Here is an 18,576-nt window from a genome sequence, read left to right as displayed (position 1 = left end):
GGGTCAGGCTCCGGCAGACGGACGGTCAAACGACGCGACCAGAGCGGCGCGATCGTCATGCAGCAACATCTGGCACACGGGATCGGTGCGCAGCGTGGCGAACGAGCCATCGCGCACCACCTTCCCGTCGTGGACCACCAGGACGCGGTCGAAGGCCGCCAGCAACTGCGGGTCGTGCGACACCGCAATCACCGTCCACGGCCGCGCCCGGTCGGTGAGCAGGCGAATGATCAGGGAGCGCGACGCCGCCTCGAGATTCTGGAAGAAGTCGTCGAGCACCACGAGCCGCGGCGTCCCCACGATCCCCTGGGCCACCAGCAGCTTGTTGGCCAGATGCGCCGGCAGCGTGCGCCCGCCGTTCGTGAGTTCGGTCTGGATGCCCTGCGGGAGCTGTTGGATCTCGTCGGTGAGCTGGAGGTCGTCGAGCGCCTGACGGACGTCGAGTGGCGTGATGTGCGCGCGCCCCACGGCGATGTTCTCTTCCACGGTACCGTCGAAGAGATCCGTCCAGGACAGCATCTGCCCAATCCGCGCCCGCAGCGCGGGCCGGTCGAGATCGCGCAGCGTGATGCCATCAAACCGGATGGTGCCGTCGTAGTCGTCGATGAGCCCACCCAGGAGCTTGAGCAGCGTGCTGCGCCCGGAGCCGTCCACGCCCATGATGGCGACGCGCTCGCCCGGCGCGATGCGCACCGAGACCCCGTCCACCGACGCCTGCCGCGCGTTCGGATAGCGATAGCGCAGATCCTTCGTTTCCACCGCGATGCCAACACCGGCGGCATGGATCGGGGCGAGGCCCCCACGCGCTTCCAGCGGCAGGTCGGCCACATGGCCAGCCTTGTCCACCGAGGTCAGCACGTCATACACCGTCGCCAGGCTGCTGATCAGCTTTTCCACGCCGGCCAGCACGGTCACGATCACGACTTCGGCGGCGACGAACTGGCCGAGGAGCAACCGGTTGGTCTGGACGAGCGTGGCGCCGAGAATGAGCACGGCGGCGGTGATGAACGTCTTGAAGCCGATCAGCGCGATCGTCTGCTTGACGAGGACCGCGAAGTGCTTGCGCCGGTACTTGAGGTAGCCGGTGATGACATCGTCCATGCGCTCCACCGGCAGGGTGGAATCGCCGGCGAACTTGAACGCGTGAAAGGCGCGCGCCAGCTCCTCGAGCCAGTGCACGGCTTTGTACTTGTACTTGGACTCGGCGATGGACGTCTCGAGCCCCTCCGGACCAGTCACGCGGATGATCAGCACGAGGAGCGCCACCACGACCACCGCAAAGATCGAGAACCACGGGCTGTACAGCGTCAGCAGGATGAGGCTGAACGCCACGGTCAGCAGCGCCGTGGGCACATCCACCAGCAGCTTCTGCACGCCCTTCTGGATCGCCACCGCTTCGAACAGCCGGTTCATCTGCTCCGGCAGGTTCGATTCCAGCGACGACGCGTACTTGAGGCGCGGGACACGGAACGCGAACTCGAGCGCCATGCGGGCGAAGACGCGCTGCTGAATGCGTTCCACCACCTTGAGAATGCCGATCTGCAGCACGCCGGCCACGATCGTCCCCAGGATCACGAAGGCGATCAGCACGACGACCGGCTGCAGGAAGAGGCGGCCCTGCACGAGCTGGACGATGCCACCGACCGCGAGCGGCAGAATGAGGCTCAGGGCGCCGGCCAGCGTGGCGTAGAAGAAGATCGTCAGGACTTCGCGCCGTTCACGCTCGAGCATCGCAAACGTGCGCTGCAGCGGCGTGCGATGCGTTTCGCCATGATGCCCGTCCGCGCCGATGGCGGCATGCGGGGCGTGGTCGCCGCGCTCGGCGACCGCCGGGCGCAGCCCCATCGGGGCCATCGCCGGGATGGGCGATGTGCCCACGCGGCGGACGATGGCCGCGGCCAACGCCTCCGGTGACCCATCGAGCGTTTCCTCGGCGCCTTCGCGTGCGATCAGGCGAGCCTGCACGCGCGCATCCGCGGCGCGTGTGAGCACGATGGCTTCATCGCGCGCCTCGTCGAGCAGCACCAGCGGCACCTGCCGTTCGGCAATGGCGCGGCGGAGGTCCTCCGCGGAGAGCTGCCGGTCGAGGAAGCCGATGTCCACGGCACCGCCCACCGAGCGCAGGCGGCCGGCGAGGGGGTCCTGTGGCGAGACCTGACGGGCAAGAGCACGCCAACGCGCTTGGTCGACTTCGAGACCAAGTCCGTCAGCAACGAGTTGATTGACGCGGGACGCCTGAGCCGACATGCACTATGCGGGCGAGAGGAAAACGCAGAAACACTCACGGGAAGGCGTGCGCAGAGCATACGGCACACCGGGCGCTTCCGGAGCCGTGAAATCGGTCCAGAGGCGGGAGATCAGCGCGAAATCAGGCCTGCGACGGCGGCGCGCGCGGCGCTGACGGACGACGGTCCGTCAGACTCTGGCAGGGCAGGAGACGCCCCTGACAGCGGCTCGCCTGGCACTTCAATGCCGAGGCGGCCGAAATGCTTCCCGACGCACCCGGCGCGGGGAGCGCGGCCGCGAACTCGCGGCCCAGGCGCCGCGCGCTCGCGCGGTGCCATAGCTGGCGCGGAGCAGGGGCGGGCCGGCTGGCCCGGGCGCTGCTCGGATGCGTGGCATCGGCCGACACCAGCGCCGGCGCGATCGCCTCGGCGATGGTCGCCGCCGGCGTGTGGGCCACGAGACCCGCCACCGGCTCGCTCGCCTGCACCAATGCCGCGGCAGGCCTTCCCCCAAGCAGGGCAAGGCTGGCCACCAGCAATTGGAGGATCCAGGGACGAAGCGAGCGCATCATGAGAGATGGTAAATACGAGGGACCAGATCGGGATTCAAGGCACCCAGGGTGTATTCGGCCGGTTTGGCCGATTCGTGACACCTTCATGACGATCGGGCGTACTGAGGAGCGAGCGGGTCTGTCTTCCTCTCTCCGAATCCTTTCGTATGCGCTTCCCTGTGCGCCGTTTCGCCGTCCCCCGCGCCGTTCGCGCGTCGCTCGGCCTTGCCCTCAGCCTCCCGGTGGCCTCGCTGGCGGCCCAGCCGACCGCCCCCACCGGCCGCGGCTCGGTCGGGTTCCACCTGCAGGTCTCTGAACCCAAGGGCGACTTCGCCCGGAATACCGACAACGGGTTCGGGGCCGGCGGCTACGTGCTGGCCCGGATGGACCGCAACAGCATTCTGAACTTCCGCGCGGATCTCTCGTTTCTGAACTACGCGTCCAGCCGCCGGCGCGTCCCGCTGTCGAACACGGGCGGATTGATCCAGCTCGATCTGAACACGACCAGCAACATCGCGTCGGTGCTCGTCGGCCCGCAGCTGCTCGGGCCCACGGGCGTCTTCACGCCCTACGCGACGGCACTGGGCGGCTTCTCGGTGTTCTGGACGTCCAGCACCGTCGAGGGGTCCAACAACGACAACACGCCGTTCGCGAGCACGACCAACTCGAGCGATGCCGTGTGGGCCTACGGGGGCGCGGCCGGCGCCTACATCCGTCTGACCAAGGGGCGTGTGCCGGTTCGGCTCGACCTGGGGGCGCGCTTTCTCCGCCATGACGATGTGCGCTACCTCAATGACCAGCGGGTGCGCGACGCTTTCAACAACAACGCGACGCCCATCCCCGTGCGTGGCCGGGCGGACTTCGTGACCTACTACCTCGGGGCGAACCTCATCGCGTGGTAGTCGGTGAGCCGTGCGCTGGTGTGGGCATCTGGTGCGCCAGCATCGCGGCCACGCCGAGCGCTTCGTCGATGTCTCCCACCACGCGACTCGCGCCGATGTCGTCCAGCAGCCCCGCCCGCTCGAGGGCGGCGCGGGGCTGCGCCTGCACGCCGGAGAGCACCAGCTGCGTTCCCTGGCGACGCGACCGGTGCAGGAGCTCGTGCAACAGGGAGATCCCGGTCGCGTCGATCGCCGGCACTTTGCGCAGGCGCAGCACCAGCACCTTCGGGCGCCGGCCCACTTCGCCCAGCGCCTCCTTGAAGCGCTCCGCCGCGCCAAAGAAGAACGGCCCGTCGATCTCGTAGACTTCGACGCCACGCGGGACGACGCGCGTGCGGATGGACCCGTCGCCATCCTCCTCGGTGCCGTCGTCGATCTGACTGGTGATCGACTGCACGTTGGTGACTTCCGCCATGCGCTTCATGAAAAGGAACGCGGCGAGCACCATGCCCACCTGCAGCGCCACGGTGAGATCGACGACCACCGTGAGCAGGAACGTCGTGAGCAGCACGACGACATCGGACCGCGGCGCCTTGAGCTGGCGCAGGAAGTTGCGCCACTCCGACATATGGTAGGCCACCATCGTCAGGATGCCGGCGAGCGTCGCCATCGGAATGCGGGCCGCGAGCTTGCCTACGAAGAGCGTGATGAGGAGCAGCACCACCGCGTGCGTCATGCCGGCAATGGGGGTGCGTCCGCCACTCTTCACGTTGGTCGCGGTGCGCGCGATGGCTCCGGTGGCCGGGATGCCCCCGAAGAGCGGCGAGGCGATGTTCGCCACGCCCTGTGCCACCAGCTCCATGTTGGAGCGGTGCCGCCCGCCGATCATGCCATCGGCCACCACCGCCGACAGCAGCGACTCGATCGCCGCCAGCAGGGCAATCGTGAACGCCGGGCCGGCAAGCGCACGCGCCGTGTCGAAGGTGACGGTCGGCCAATGCGGGGCGGGCAGCCCACCGCCGACGGCGCCAAAGCGCGAGCCAATCGTTTCCACCGGCAGCTGCAGTGCGCTCACCACCGCCGTTGTGGCCACGAGCGCGACGAACGGCGCCGGCACCTTCACGGAGATGCGGGGCCAGAAGTGCAGGATCAGGAGCGTACTCGCGGTGATCGCCACGGCGGTCGGCGAGACGCTCCCGATGGCGCCCGCATAGGCTTCCCATTTGGGAACGAAGTCCGCCGGTACACTGGCCATCGTGAGGCCCAGCGCGTCTTTCACCTGGCCGCTGAAGATGATCAACGCGATGCCGCTGGTGAACCCGATCACCACCGGTTGCGGGACGAACTTGATCACCCCGCCGAGCTTCATCGCGCCCATCAGCACCAGCAACGCGCCGGCGAGCATCGTGGCCACGATCAGCCCGTCCACACCATGCTTGGCAACGATCCCCGAGACGATCACGACGAACGCGCCGGTGGGCCCGCCAATCTGCACGCGCGAGCCGCCGAGTGCGGAAATCAGGAAGCCGGCCACGATGGCCGTGACGAGCCCCCGATCAGGGGTGACGCCACTCGCAATGCCAAAGGCGATCGAGAGGGGCAGGGCCACGACCGCCACGATGACCCCGGCGGTGAGGTCGTGTACAAGCTGCGCGCGCGTGTAACCCGAGAGCGTGCTGAAGAGCTTCGGGACGAAGGTCGTGTCGCGGCGCGCGGCCCGCGCGTCAGTCATCGTGATCCCGCCGGCGCTGGCGCTTGGTCTCGGCGCGCTTGCGCTTGTCGGTGAGTCGCTCCTGCACCGCACCGCGCGAGGGCTTGGTAGCCCGCCGCACACGCGGCACCACGAGGGCCCGCGCAACCAGTTGCTGCAGACGCTCCAGCGCGGCCCGGCGGTTCTGCTGCTGGCTGCGATACTCGCCCGCCACGATCCGCAGCTGCCCCTCGGTATCGAGACGCGAGGCGAGCTGCTGCAGCAGCCGTTCCCGCTGCTCCTCGCGCAGGGCGAGTGAGGTCCGCACGTTCCACTGCAACGCGATGCGCGTCGCGCTCTTGTTCACATGCTGCCCGCCGGGGCCACCGCCGGAGATCGCGGTCAGGACGATCTCCGTCATCGGGATCCGCACCTGTGGCGTGATCTCGAGGGCGTCGGATTCGGACGGCATCGACGGACTCATGGCGCGCGGCAGGGGCTGCGCGTGAGTGCCGCCGTGATCGCCTCCGGCGTGGGGCGCTGCGTGGCGCTCGGCGCCTCGAACACCGCGACATACTCTTCGTCGGTCGTACGCGTGAAGCGTCGCTCGCGGTAGCCCACGGCGCGCAGCTCACAGCGGAGCAGCGACGGTGGCGTGCCGTGCCCGAACGTCGGACGATCGAGATCGAGAATGACGAGGCGCCCGCCCGGCTTGAACGCCGTGGCGAGATTGTACAGCACGCCGAACGGCTGTTCGATCTCGTGATACATGTGAATCATGATCGCCACGTCGAGCGACGCCGACGGCAGCCGCGGGTCGTGCGGATCGCCCAGCACCACACGCACGTTGCGCAGCTGTTCGCGCCGCACCCGCTGCTGCAGGAGCGCGAGATAGTCAGGAATGATGTCCTGCCCGTACACCACGCCACTGGGGCCAACGAGCGGCGACAGGCGGGTCACGTAGTAGCCATCACCGGCACCGATGTCGGCCACCTGCTGGCCCGAGGCGATGCCGGCGAGCAGCGCCACGCGCGTGAACTCGCCCACGCCATCGCGGTCATCTTCGGCCGTCCAGCGCGGCGCCACGATATCGGCCACCGGACGCGACGGGGCGGGAAACGCCTTTGCGGGGGCGCCCGGCGGCGCGAGCGGTCCGATGGTGTCCTGACCGACCGCCACGGCGGTTTCGCCAGTGGCGACCCGCACGCGTTCCGCGCGCGCACCACACGCCAGCGCGAGACTCGCGCCGGCCAGAACGCCCGCCGTCAGGCGGGCCACAAACACACGGGTCATGAGCGCGGCTCGGTTACGACGTCAGCGCGGCGATGCACGCGCAGCGCTGCCACGCGCCGACCGTCCATCGCCACCACTTCCAGTTCGCCATCCGGGTAGTCCACGCGATCGCCGACCTTTGGCAAGCGCCCCAGACGGGCAAAGGCATAGCCCCCCAGCGTACTCCAGTCGCCTTCGGGAATCGCCAGTTTGTGATCGGAGCGGACATCCACGAGTGACATCGATCCCGCCAGTTCGAGCACGCCGTCGTACAGCAGCGCATCGCGCGAGAGCGGATCGTATTCATCGGCGATGTCCCCGATCACTTCCTCGACCAGATCTTCCATGGTCACGATGCCGGCCGTGCCGCCATACTCATCGAGGACCACGGCAAGGTGCGCGCGCGTGCGGCGCAGGTCGTCCAGCACCCGCTCGGCGGCACGCGTGGCCGGCACGAACAGCGGTTCCCGCAGGTGCGCGGTGAGCTCGAACGCGTCGGGCTCGTCGGCCAGCCAGAAGTCCTTGGCGAGAAACACTCCGACGATGTCATCCGGGGTTTCGCGATAGACCGGATAGCGCGAGTACCGCTCGCGGCGCAGGATCTCCACCAGTTCCTCGCGCCCCACGTCTTCGGCAATCGCCACCATATCGGTGCGCGGGCGCATCACGTCGAGCGCCCGCTTGTTGTGAAAGTCAAAGACGCCGGCCAGCATCGCCGAGTCGGACTCCTCCAGCACGCCGTGGGCGCGCGCCTGCATCACGAGCAGACGCAGCTCCTCGGGGGTGTGCACGTGCCCCTCTTCCGAGGCCGGTTCGATGCCCAGCAGGCCGAGGAGCTTGTTGGCCGTGCCGTTCAGGAGCCCGATGAAGGGGGACATGCTCTGGGAGAAGAGCATTAGCGGCCGGACCACCACCCGGCTCACCCCTTCCGGCCGGGCGAGGGCAATGGACTTGGGGGCCAGCTCGCCGAGCACGATGTGCAGGAAGGTGATGACCAGAAATGCGGTCGCGATGCCGGCGCCGGTGTGGAGCGCGCCCGGAGCCGGCGCGATCCCAACGACGGCGAGCGCCCGGTCCACCAGCACGGCCACGGCGGGTTCGCCGATCCAGCCGAGCGCGAGGGAGGCCAGGGTGATCCCCAGCTGCGTCCCTGAGATATATCGGTCAAGTTGACCGAGCGCGCGCTGGACGACCTGCGCACTCCGGTCGCCATCGGCAGCCATCTGATCGATGCGGCTCCGGCGGACAGCCACCAGTGCAAACTCGGCCGCCACGAAGAAGGCGTTGAGCAGCACGAGCAGCAGGACCAGCAGCAAGCGACCCGAGACCGACCCCACGGAGAGGGTGGATTCGGGAGACACCGGAGATTCGACAAACATGAGGAGAAGGAAACGACCTGCGAGCTGATTCGTCAGGGTAGTGCAATCTGCAAGACCGGATGGCAATCCGCGCCTCTTGCAATCTGCACGAACACGTCCGGCGCCGGACCCCGTCCGGCGTGTCGCGTGCTCGCCGGCCCCTCACGTCGTCCGCGTGCGCTACACACCAGCCCTTCAACACGAGCCGATCCAAGAGATGCTCGACCCCCGGCGAATGCTCCGGTGGGTCTGGCTCGGCCGTTTGGTGTTGGCCTGTGCCATTCTGGTGGCGGCGGTGTTCGTCTGGAACGACGCCGCGCCGGTCGATACGCTGGTGGCCACGCTCACCTTCGCCATCACGATCCTCGTCACGGTCGGATCGGCGATGTACGGGGAGATCGAGCGCCGCACGCTCGGCCCCATTTATTACGGTATTCAGTGCGCGATCGATCTGCTGCTGGTCACGGCGATCGTGCACATCACGGGCGGCTGGAGCTCGAACTTCGCCGCCCTCTATATCCTGGTGATCGCGAGCAGTGCGCTGCTGCTGCCCCTCCGTGGTGGGCTCGCGGTGGCGGTTGGCGCCTGCGCCCTCTATGCGTTGGATGTCCTCTGGTTGCGCCCGGGCACGCCGTACCTCGGCGTCGGGGTGCAGCTCGCGGTGTTCGCGGTGGTGGCCACCGGCTCGGGCTTCATCGCCTCGCGGCTGCGGCAAGCCGGCATGGGGCGCGACGCGCTGGCCGCGCAGCTGGTGAAGGTGCAGCTCGAAGCAGCCGACATCCTCCGGACCATCCGTTCGGGCATCATGACGGTCGATGCGCACGGACGTCTGCTCTACGCCAATCCGGCGGCCTCGGAGCTGCTGGGCGTGGATCTGCGCGCCTTCACCGGCCGCCCCGTCCTCACGTCGTTGCAGGCCAATGCGCCGCAGCTCGCCGAACTCCTCGAGCGTTCGGCGCGTGAGCGCGTGCGCACCACGCGCGCCGAGGGCGTGATTCATCGCGCCGAGGGCGATATCGAAATTGGCGTGACCACGACGGTGGCCGAAGGGACACGTCCGGAATCGGCGGTGTCCGCCACGGCCATCTTCCAGGACATCTCCGACACCAAGCGGTTGCAATCGCTGCACATTCGCGCAGAACGCCTGCAGGCCGTCGCCGAGTTGAGTGCATCGCTCGCGCACGAGATTCGGAATCCCCTGGCCAGCATCCGCAGTGCGACCGAGCAGCTCGCGCGCTTCAGCGCCGCCCGCGCAGCGGTGCAGGATGACGACGAGCGGGTGCTGCATGGACTCGTCGTGCGCGAGGCGGATCGCCTGAGCCGCCTCCTCGCCGACTTCCTCGACTTTGCCCGCGCGCGTCTCACGCGCGTGCAGTCGCTCGATCTTGGCGCGCTCGTGCACACCGCCACCATGCTGGCCGCGTCACACCCCGACCGGAAGCCGGGCGTGGATGTGCAGGTCAACATTGCGGCCGCGCTGCCGCCAGTACTCGGAGATGAAGACCTCTTGCATCGGGCCGTGTTCAACCTCGTGCTCAATGCGCTGCAGGCGGTGGGCCCGGATGGCCACGTCTTCGTGGACGTGCACCGCCATCAGACGGCCTCGGGGGCCACGCCCGCCACGCCCATTACGGGTGAACTGCTGGCGATCACGGTCACCGACGATGGCGGCGGCATTCCCGAGGAGCTGCGGTCGCGGCTCTTCGAACCGTTCGTCACCGGCAAGGCAGGCGGCAGTGGCCTTGGGTTGCCGGTCGTCCACCGCGCCGTCGAAGCCCATCGCGGCACCATTCTCGTCGATTCGCTGGCGCGCGGCACTCGCTTCAGCATTCTGCTGCCGGTGTCGTCCGACACGGACAGCATGACCGTGACGGCGCCTGTCGAGGCGTCGCCGATGCTCACCCCCATCGATCCATCCGTTGGCGCCACGTCCGGGTCGGACGTGGTCACGCTGACTGGAGCTGCCTCATGACGTACGGCCTGTCCGCTGATGCCCCGCGCGTGCTCGTGGTTGATGACGAGAGCGGCATCCTCGACTCACTGCGCATTCTGCTCAAGACGGAAGGGTTCGAGCCGCACACCGCGCACGGCGGCAAGGCGGGGATCGAGAAGCTCACCGATCTGCGCCCGGATATCGTGCTCACGGATGTCCGCATGCCCGATGTGAGCGGCGTGCAGGTACTCAGCTCGGCGCGTCAGGTGGACCCGGATATGCCGGTGATCCTCATGACGGCGCAGGCGACGTTGCAGTCGGCGATGCAGGCGGTCAACGAAGGGGCGTTCTACTACATCCAGAAGCCGTTCCGAAACGACGAGCTGGTGGCGATCCTCCGTCGCGCCGCCGAGCATCGGCGCCTGCGGGTGGAGAACCACGTTCTCAAGCAGGAAATCCGGCGCCGCGATGCGTCGGCGACGAATCGGCCGATTGGCCGGAGCAAGTCCTGGCTCGAGGTGCTGCGGCTCGCCGAAACGGTGGCGCCGACCGATTCGACCGTGCTCATCACCGGCGAGTCCGGCACCGGTAAGGAAGTCATTGCGCGCTACATCCACGACCTGAGCGCGCGCTCCGACGCCAGCTTCCTCTCCATCAACTGCGGCGCGCTCCCGGAGTCGCTCCTGGAGAGCGAACTGTTCGGTCACGTGAAGGGCTCGTTCACGGGCGCGGTCAAGGACAAGTCCGGTCTCTTCACGGCGGCGAACAAGGGAACGTTCTTCCTCGACGAAATCGGCGAGACGACGCCCTCCACGCAGGTCAAGCTCCTGCGTGTGCTGCAGCAGCGCGAAGTCATTCCGGTGGGTGCCACCGAGTCGGTGGCGGTGGATACGCGCGTGCTGGCGGCTACCAATCGCGATCTCGAGGAAGAGATCAAGCGCGGCAGCTTCCGCGCCGACCTCTTCTATCGCCTCAATGTCATCGCGTTGCATCTGCCGCCCCTGCGGCAGCGCACGGACGACATTCCGGTGCTGGCCGAGAGTTTCCTGCGCGGATCGGCCAGCGCGCGGAATGAAGAGGCCAAGGTGCTGGCCGAAGACGCTCTCGACGCGTTGATGGCCTACAGCTGGCCCGGCAACGTGCGTGAGCTGGAGAACGCGCTCGAACGGGCGGTGATCCTCACCACCGGCGACACGATCCATGCCGACGCGCTCCCCGAGCGCGTGACGGCCCGGCGTGCCGAGCCGCTGGTGAGCGAACGGGCGCCGGTGACGCCCACGCTCGAAGCGATCGAGCGGGCCTACATCCAGTGGGTGCTGCAGAACGAAGGCGGCAACAAGAGCCGCGCAGCCGACATGCTCGGCATTGACCCTTCCACCCTGTATCGCAAACTGGCGCGATACGGCGAGGCCTGATCATGACCCGAATGGCTCCGGACGCGATGCGGCGTCGCGGCTTTACGTTGATTGAATTGTTGTGCGTGGTGCTCATCATCGGCATCCTCGCCAGCATCGCCATCACGAAGTTCGGCGATTCCAAGCGGCGTGCCTACCTCACCGCCATGAAGACCGATCTTCGGAATCTGGCGTCCATTGCCGAGGCCCAGTTCACGTCCGACAACTCGTACGCGAACGTGGTGGCTCCCCAGGGATCGGACGGTGTCACGCTCACCTTCACGGGCACGGCGTCGTCATGGTCGGCGACGGCGACCCATGCCAGCGTGCCGGGGATGACGTGCTCGCTGGGGAATGGCGCCGGGAGCAGCTCCGAGCCCGACTGCCGCTGATCTTCGCGGCGCCTTAATGCGCGCCGACCGGCGTGCCAGCGGGCACCGTCACAGAAATCGACGCCCCGTTGCATGGCTGGCCAGTCTCCGGAAAACGGCCGTTGCACCCTGCAAGGATCCTTGCAAGAGACGGCATGAAACAGAATGATGAAATGCTCGACAGAATGATGTAAGTGATTGCAAGGCAATGGCTTTTATTGATCGCTCCGCCGTGGCAAAGGCTTTGCCATTTGCCAGGGTGTCGCGGGGATCGCCAGTCCGGCCCCCCGTCGATCTACCCCCACTGGAGAATTACAATGAAGCGCACTCGCAAGGGTTTCACCCTCATCGAACTGCTCATCGTCGTCGTGATCATCGGCATCCTGGCCGCGATCGCGATCCCGAAGTTCGCTGACACGAAGCGGAAGGCCTACGTGACGGCCATGAAGTCCGACCTGAAGAACATGGTCTCGGCCGCTGAGGCCTACTTCTCGGACAACAACACGTACGCGGGCTACGCGGCTCCGGCCGGCTCGTCGGGTGTGACGCTCACGCTCGGCGCGGCGGATGCCACGGGCTGGACGGCCACGGCCACGCATGCGAATGCGGCGGGTGCCTCGTGTGTGATCGGCGTCGGCGCGCAGACCCCCGCGGGTCTCGCCGAAGGCCAGCCGGGCGGCGCGAACTGCAAGTAATCGCACTCCTCGCATAACGCCGACCGTCTTCGGACGGTCGGCCAACGCTGGGGGGAAGGGGTCGGGCGAAAGCTCGGCCCCTTTGCCGTTTCTGTGATCTTGCTTACCCGATACGGGCTATCGGAACGATTTGCACTCTGCAAGAGCTTTGGCGGAAAGTCAGCCGCCCATGTCGGGTATTTCACATGCCGCATATGGGAAGTCCTTTGTTTTCAGTGCACTACGAGCGTTGGACGGGGTGGTACGCGCATTGCCCTCTGCCATGGCGTCGGCGGGACTCACTCACCCGCTGCGTCCCTCCACTTTCTCTTCTCTCGGAGCATCATCAATGTCGCGTACTCGTAAGGGCTTCACCCTCATCGAACTCCTGATCGTCGTCGTCATCATCGGCATCCTGGCCGCGATCGCGATCCCGAAGTTCGCCGACACGAAGCGGAAGGCCTATGTGACGGCCATGAAGTCCGACCTGAAGAACATGGTCTCGGCCGCTGAGGCCTACTTCTCGGACAACAACACGTACGCGGGCTACGTGGCGCCGACGGGTTCGTCGGGTGTCACGCTGACCCTCACGGCGTCGACCGCCGCGGGTTGGGCGGCCTCGGCCACGCACGCCAACGCGGCGGGCGCGACCTGCGTCATCGGTGTCGGCACGGCGACCCCGGGCGGTCTCGCCGAAGGCCAGCCAGGCGGCGCGAACTGCAAGTAAGTCGCAGGTAGCTGGACCAATTCGGGGGTAGTGACGGGGGTCAGGATCCAGCCTGACCCCCGTTCTTTTTTGCCGAGCGACGCGCCAGAGTTGCTCATTCCGTGGTCGGCAGGCATCCTCCACCCGTGCCTGAATCCGTGCTGCAGCGAATCCATGATCGCCTTCGGAATGTCCTGATCGTCGCCAGTGGCTCTGCCATCGGCGCCATTATCGTGACGATGTGGATCACCGAGCAGCTGCCCCCCGCGACGCGCTGGCCGCTCGTGGCGCTGCTCGTCTGCCTGGTGTCACTGGTCTTCGCCAGCGTGTTGCGCCGCCAGGTCGCGGAGCTCGTCGAGCGCCCCCTGGCCGATTGCGTCGAAGCGGCCGAAGCGATCGCCGGCGGTGAGAACTCCCGCCTGGTGCCCCCGGGCGACACGGTCGAGTTCCATCAGCTCGCGTCGAGTATCAATCGCATGACCGAGCAGATGATGGCCGCGAACCAGTCGCGGATGCGGGTGGAGAAGCTGGCCACCATGGGCCGCATCGCCGCGGGCATCTCGCACGAGATCGGCAACCCGGTCTCCGCCATCGCCAACTACGCGCATCTGCTGCGCATGCGCACCGCCGAGGTGCCGGGCACGACCGAACCGCTGGACGCGCTCGAGCGGGAGATCACCCGCATCGATCGGATCATGCGGGGGCTGCTCGATTACGCGCGCCCACGTCGGCTCACGCCCAAGCCGATCGTGGTCGACGAGATCATCACCGAGGTGCTCCGCCTGCTCGAGGATCAGGGGATCACGCGCCGGTTCACCATCTCGCGGGAGCTCGAGGCCCCGGACGGGATTGTGTACGCCGAACGGCATGATCTGGAGCAGGTGTTCGTGAACCTGCTGTTGAATGCGGTGGACGCGATGGACCGCGAGGGCGACATCGTCATCCGGTCGCGGGTGAATGACGCCGCCGCCTTTACCGAGAGCATCGAAAAGCGCCGGACCGACCCGCTGCCGCAACGCTGGTCGCACCGGCCGAGCAAGCGCGCGCTCGCCTGGCTGGCACGCCCTGACGCGCCGTCGCACTTCCTGCAGATCGTGCTGGCCGACTCGGGCACCGGCGTCGCCCCGGAAGACGAAGAGCGGATCTTCGAGCCGTTCTTCTCCACGAAGCAGCCGGGGAAGGGGACCGGGCTCGGGCTCGCGATCGTGTCGAGCACCATCGAGAATCTGGGCGGCACCATCTGGGTGCAGCGCGCGCGCGAAGGCGGTGCGGCGTTCGTGATTCTGCTGCCGCTCCACACGACCGGCATGCGCGCGGTGACGTACGAGCATCCGATCACGCCCCCGGGAGGCGTGTCGCCAACGGTCGGGTAGCACGGCGGCACGGGTCGCGTTGAAACAACCCAACGCCCGTTGATTCGATGACACATGACGGGCGCCCCGGTGATACGGTGCGCCCATGTGCCATCCCCCCACGTGCTCGCGCGCCCGCCACGGGCGTCTCCTGGTTGAAGCGCTCGTCGCCCTCGTGGTGTCGGCCGCCGTGCTCAGTGCCCTCGCCGGCGTGACCAACAGCGCGCTGGCCATGAGCGATGCGGCGGTGCAGTTCGACCTCGCCGCCCGCAGCGCTGAGCAGAGCGCCGCCGAAGCCCTCCGTGCGCCATGTCGGCTCGTCGCCGGCCACGAGCGCGTACACTGGTCGGCACGCCACATCGTTGACCGGCAGCGCGCAGCCGGCGCCGTCGCCACGGTGCGCCTCATCGAGTTCTGGCACGCGGTCGGCGTCGGCCGCCACGATTCCGTTGCCCTGGTGGCGCAGATTGGGGTGCGCTGTGAGTAGCCGTCGCGCCCGCAGCCGCCACCTTACCAGCCTCCGCTCGCCGCACGCTCGGCGCGGCTCCTCGCTGGTCGAACTGCTGACCGCCCTGCCGCTCATGGCGGTCGCCACCGGCTGCGCGCTCCTCCTGCTCGTGCAGGCCGCCGCCGATCGGCGGGCACACCAGGCCGCGCACACCGGCGTTCGCGAACTCCGCCACGCCCGGGCCGTGCTCGCGGCGGAGCTCGCACCGCTGCGCGCGCGCGAACTGCTCACGGTCACCGACACGCTCCTCGCCGTGCTCAGCCAGCAGGGCATCGTCACCGTCTGCACGAGCGACTCCCTCACCGTGGACGTCGCGCCCGCCCTCGGTGCGTCCTCGGCGTGGCTCGACGCCCTGCGCGCGGGTGACCCCGTGCTCGGCTTCGCGTCCTCCGACGCCCTCGAGGACCCGCCGCGCCCCATCGTGACCGCGCTCGCGGCGCCGGCCCGCCGACTCGGTGTGGGCCCCTGCGGACGCGCGATCACTCGGCGATGGCGCCTCACCCACGGTGGGGTGGTAGCGAACGGGCGTCCGCTCGCCCGCGGAGCGCCGCTCGTGGTGCAGCGCGAGGTGCAGTACGTCCATTACCGGAGCAATGGCCAATGGTGGCTCGGGCGTCGCGCCCGCGACGGCGCCGCCTGGGAAACCGTGCAGCCGATCGCCGGCCCGCTCGAGTCGCCAGCGCGCCGCGGCCTCGCCATGGTTGGCCTCACTGCGGCGCATGCCCCGACGCGCGCCGCCGACTCGATCGCGGCGCTCGCCATCACCCTCCGCTCGCTCCCGGTGATGCGGTCGGCGCCATCGGCGTCGCCACGTCGCCTGGTGCTCCCCGCCGATTCCCTGACCAGTGAACTGCCGCTCCGCAGCGAATCCTGGTCCCGGGGGGCGCCGTGACGCACCACTCGCCCACGCCGCCGCGCGGCTTCGCGCTGCCCCTGGTGCTCGCGGTCGCGGCATCCGCACTGCTGCTGGTGCTGGCCTCCGCCAGCACGACCTGGCGCGCCTACCGCGGCGCTCGACGTGCGGCCTTGGCGGCACGCGCGGACATGGCCGCCGAACGCGGAGTTGCGGACGCGGTGAGTGGGTGGCTCGCCGACTCGCTGCGCGAACGACCGCTGGCCGATACGCTGCGCGCTCGGGAGGTCGACGCCGAGGGGTTCACGCTTCAGCGTGTGGCGCTGCGGACGGCACCGTTTGTCTTCTGGGTGTCGGCGGAGGCAAGCGAGGGCGGCGGAGGCGAGCCGTCGGCGGTCCGCGTGGTCCGCACGCGCGCCGAACGGTTGGCACCGCCATCCTGGCCGGTGCGCGCCGCAGTCAGCACGACCGTGCTCGTTGACACCACCGCGGCAACCATCGTCGGCGCGCTCGCTCCCGATGTCACCGACTGCCTGGGCGAGGCGCACGGGGCCGTCCCGGCGGTGCGCACGGTGCCGGCCGACAGCCTGCGCGCGGCGTGGGCGAACAGCTGGAGCCAGGCGCTGGACCGGGCCAGACCGTGGCCAGCCGCGGTGGCCGCCGATGCCCGGTGGCGCGTGCACGTCATTCCGACACGCGACTCCGTGCTGATCGGCCCTCGAACGTGGCAGGGACTCCTGCTGCACGAGGGGCCACTTCGGCTCATCGGGCGATTCGATGGCCGCGGACTGCTGGTCGTACGCGGCACGCTCGACGCCACCGCGGCGCAACTCACCCTGTCAGGCGCCGCGCTCGTGGATGATCCCGCAGCCCGCGTCTCGCGACTCGGGCCGGCCGTCGTGCAGTGGAATCGCTGTGATGTGGCCATGGCCCTGGCCACGATCGCGACGCCCCGCGCGGCGCCCTTTCACGCCTGGGTGGGGCTGACGCCCTAGCGCGCATTCACGGGCGCACGCGCCGCGGCGTCACACCACCGGCACCAAGCGTTCCGCCTGCGGGGCTTTATGAGGCCCGCAGGGCCTGGGCCCCGAGTGTCACGAAGTATGGCCCCGGTCCCCGGTGTGTTAGAGGAGACGGCGTTACCAACCGGCACGAAGGTCGTTCTATCAGTGACACACCCTCACATGAGGGAGTGTCCATCCATTGTGTCGCACGGCTGGCCCCCGGTGATTGCTGAGGCGCCAGGTCGTGCAAGCAGAGAATCCCTCCATGGCGCTCTTCAGCCGAAAGAAATTCACCGTCGGACTCGATGTCGGATCCGGGCTCGTGAAGGCCGTCGTCATCGATCACTCCGGTGAGACGCCGGCGCTGGCGAAGGTCATCATCACGCCGCTCAACGACACGGCCATTGTCGAAGGTGAGGTGATGGACCACGAACTCGTGGTCGACGCCATTCGCCAGACCGTCGCCGCCACGGGCACGAAGACGAAGCAGATCGTCTCCGCGGTCGGAGGGCGCGACGTCATCGTCAAGAAGATCTCCATGGAGCGCGTGAAGGAACAGCAGGCGCGCGAGCTGATGCGCTGGGAAGCGGAGCAGCACGTGCCCTTCGATATCGACTCGGTCGAGATCGACTTCCAGGTGCTCGACCCCGACGCTGATGGCCTCGACATGAACGTTCTGCTCGTCGCCGCCAAGCGCGAGCTGGTGGAGGCCAAGCAGAGCCTCCTCACCGAAGCCGGCGCGGCTGCGTCGGTCATGGACGTCGACGCCTTCGCCCTCCACAACGCGTTCGAGGCGAACTACCCCGACGCCATGAGCGGCACGGTGGCGCTCCTCAACATCGGGAACGAGTCCACCAACCTGAACATCCTCGACGACGGCGTGCCGATCCTCACGCGCGACTTCGCGGTGGGCACCCGCCGCTTCCGTGAAGATCTGCAGCGCGAGCACGGCATCACCGCCGATGAGGCCGAAGAGCTCATCCGCGCGGTCGATGAGCATCCGATGCTCGACAGCACCGTCGCCATGCGCGGCGAAGAGCTCGCCATCGGGATCGAGCGCGCGGCGACCTTCCTCGCCACGTCCTCGCGCAGCTTCAGCGCCATCCGCACGGCCTACGCCTGCGGCGGCGGCTCGCGCGTGCCGGGTCTCCTCCCGTGGCTCTCCCAGCGACTCGGCGTGACGGTGCAGCCGGCCAACGCCCTCGCCAAGCTCGCCGTGCAGGACGGCGCGCTGGAATTCCTGTCCATCGACGAAGTCGCCCCGCTGCTCATGCTGCCGGTCGGCCTCGCACTCCGCGCCGCGGCCTGAGGAATCCGTCCCCATGATGCTGCAGATCAACCTGCTGCCCAATGGCCGGAAGGGTTCGGCCAAGAAGGGTGGCGTCGATTTCTCCAAGTTCAGTGCCCTCGGCGGCGCGAAGGACCCGTGGCTCATCGCCGCCGCGGCGTCGGTCGTGATCGCCGTCGCGAGCGTCGGGCTCCTCTTCACGTCGCAGAGTGCGCGCGCGAACGAGATCGAGTCGCGCCTCGACATCGCCGTGAAGGATTCCACGCGCTACGCCAAGGTGCTCGAGGCGCGCCGTCGCCTCACTGCCGAACGCGATTCCGTGTACCGCCAGTTGCAGATCATCCGCACCATCGATGACAACCGCTACAACTGGGCGCACATCCTCGACGAGGTGAGCCGAGCGCTCCCCGCGTACACCTGGCTCACGCTGCTCGAGCAGACGAGCAAGGCGCCGTCGCCCCCGGGCACGGACACCACGGCCCACGAGGCCGCGGCGCCCGGGGCGCCGAACGAGCC

At 68.3% G+C, this 18,576-nt stretch carries 18 protein-coding genes; 12 read left to right on the top strand and 6 right to left on the bottom strand.

The features are described 5' to 3' along the window. Positions 1-3: 3 nt before the first annotated feature. Together K2R93_15610 and K2R93_15605 are read right to left on the bottom strand one after the other, a co-directional pair. Positions 4-2,247: an ABC transporter ATP-binding protein/permease gene (locus K2R93_15610; GenBank protein ID MBY0491269.1), complete on the bottom strand. Its 2,244-nt coding sequence runs from the start codon at positions 2,245-2,247 to the stop codon at positions 4-6. A 121-nt stretch (positions 2,248-2,368) separates the two neighbouring features. Then, on the bottom strand, positions 2,369-2,758 hold the full coding sequence (locus K2R93_15605; protein ID MBY0491268.1) for a hypothetical protein: 390 nt from the start codon (positions 2,756-2,758) through the stop codon (positions 2,369-2,371). A gap of 185 nt (positions 2,759-2,943) precedes the next feature. Here K2R93_15605 and K2R93_15600 point away from each other — a divergent pair, with 185 nt between their 5' ends. Next, positions 2,944-3,678, top strand: coding sequence for an outer membrane beta-barrel protein (locus K2R93_15600; GenBank protein ID MBY0491267.1), 735 nt, complete (start codon positions 2,944-2,946; stop codon positions 3,676-3,678). Here the strand turns inward: K2R93_15600 and K2R93_15595 are convergent. From K2R93_15595 to K2R93_15580, 4 genes are read right to left on the bottom strand one after another with little or no spacing between them, the layout of a single operon-like run. After that, positions 3,665-5,389, bottom strand: coding sequence for an STAS domain-containing protein (locus K2R93_15595; GenBank protein MBY0491266.1), 1,725 nt, complete (start codon positions 5,387-5,389; stop codon positions 3,665-3,667). The genes K2R93_15600 and K2R93_15595 overlap by 14 nt on opposite strands. Beyond that, complete coding sequence (gene arfB, locus K2R93_15590; GenBank protein MBY0491265.1) at positions 5,382-5,819, bottom strand: aminoacyl-tRNA hydrolase; 438 nt, start codon at positions 5,817-5,819, stop codon at positions 5,382-5,384. Before arfB ends, K2R93_15595 begins: the two co-directional genes overlap by 8 nt. A gap of 8 nt (positions 5,820-5,827) precedes the next feature. Then, positions 5,828-6,640, bottom strand: a complete 813-nt coding sequence (locus K2R93_15585; GenBank protein ID MBY0491264.1) for a methyltransferase domain-containing protein — start codon at positions 6,638-6,640, stop codon at positions 5,828-5,830. After that, on the bottom strand, positions 6,637-7,998 hold the full coding sequence (locus tag K2R93_15580) for a hemolysin family protein (protein ID MBY0491263.1): 1,362 nt from the start codon (positions 7,996-7,998) through the stop codon (positions 6,637-6,639). The genes K2R93_15585 and K2R93_15580 overlap by 4 nt, the downstream gene beginning before the upstream one ends. 196 nt (positions 7,999-8,194) lie before the next feature. On the opposite strand from K2R93_15580, the gene K2R93_15575 reads away from it, so the two are divergent. From K2R93_15575 to K2R93_15525, 11 genes are all read left to right on the top strand, one after another. Continuing rightward, positions 8,195-9,949, top strand: coding sequence for a PAS domain S-box protein (locus tag K2R93_15575; protein MBY0491262.1), 1,755 nt, complete (start codon positions 8,195-8,197; stop codon positions 9,947-9,949). Then, on the top strand, positions 9,946-11,325 hold the full coding sequence (locus K2R93_15570) for a sigma-54 dependent transcriptional regulator (protein ID MBY0491261.1): 1,380 nt from the start codon (positions 9,946-9,948) through the stop codon (positions 11,323-11,325). The genes K2R93_15575 and K2R93_15570 overlap by 4 nt, the downstream gene beginning before the upstream one ends. A gap of 11 nt (positions 11,326-11,336) precedes the next feature. Beyond that, a complete protein-coding gene (locus K2R93_15565; protein MBY0491260.1) occupies positions 11,337-11,696 on the top strand; it encodes a prepilin-type N-terminal cleavage/methylation domain-containing protein in 360 nt (119 codons plus the stop codon). A gap of 296 nt (positions 11,697-11,992) precedes the next feature. Next, complete coding sequence (locus K2R93_15560; protein MBY0491259.1) at positions 11,993-12,370, top strand: prepilin-type N-terminal cleavage/methylation domain-containing protein; 378 nt, start codon at positions 11,993-11,995, stop codon at positions 12,368-12,370. 328 nt (positions 12,371-12,698) lie between these two features. Next, the gene (locus K2R93_15555; protein ID MBY0491258.1) at positions 12,699-13,076 is read left to right on the top strand and encodes a prepilin-type N-terminal cleavage/methylation domain-containing protein; all 378 of its coding nucleotides are present in this window, start codon (positions 12,699-12,701) and stop codon (positions 13,074-13,076) included. A 125-nt stretch (positions 13,077-13,201) separates the two neighbouring features. Beyond that, on the top strand, positions 13,202-14,428 hold the full coding sequence (locus tag K2R93_15550; protein ID MBY0491257.1) for a HAMP domain-containing protein: 1,227 nt from the start codon (positions 13,202-13,204) through the stop codon (positions 14,426-14,428). Positions 14,429-14,513: 85 nt separating this feature from the next. Further along, positions 14,514-14,894, top strand: a complete 381-nt coding sequence (locus K2R93_15545) for a hypothetical protein (GenBank protein ID MBY0491256.1) — start codon at positions 14,514-14,516, stop codon at positions 14,892-14,894. Continuing rightward, positions 14,887-15,807 (top strand): hypothetical protein, encoded by a 921-nt coding sequence (locus tag K2R93_15540; protein MBY0491255.1) that lies wholly within the window; start codon positions 14,887-14,889, stop codon positions 15,805-15,807. The genes K2R93_15545 and K2R93_15540 overlap by 8 nt, the downstream gene beginning before the upstream one ends. After that, complete coding sequence (locus K2R93_15535) at positions 15,804-16,763, top strand: hypothetical protein (GenBank protein MBY0491254.1); 960 nt, start codon at positions 15,804-15,806, stop codon at positions 16,761-16,763. The genes K2R93_15540 and K2R93_15535 overlap by 4 nt, the downstream gene beginning before the upstream one ends. A gap of 274 nt (positions 16,764-17,037) precedes the next feature. Then, a complete protein-coding gene (locus tag K2R93_15530; protein MBY0491253.1) occupies positions 17,038-18,081 on the top strand; it encodes a pilus assembly protein PilM in 1,044 nt (347 codons plus the stop codon). Positions 18,082-18,094: 13 nt separating this feature from the next. Beyond that, positions 18,095-18,576 (top strand): hypothetical protein (locus tag K2R93_15525; GenBank protein ID MBY0491252.1); only part of this gene is annotated, 482 nt, incomplete at its 3' end.

The organism is Gemmatimonadaceae bacterium (assembly GCA_019752115.1).
Taxonomy (GTDB): domain Bacteria; phylum Gemmatimonadota; class Gemmatimonadetes; order Gemmatimonadales; family Gemmatimonadaceae; genus Gemmatimonas.
The sequence above is the reverse complement of the archived record's forward strand: the minus strand, read 5'-3'. Positions and strand labels throughout refer to the sequence as shown.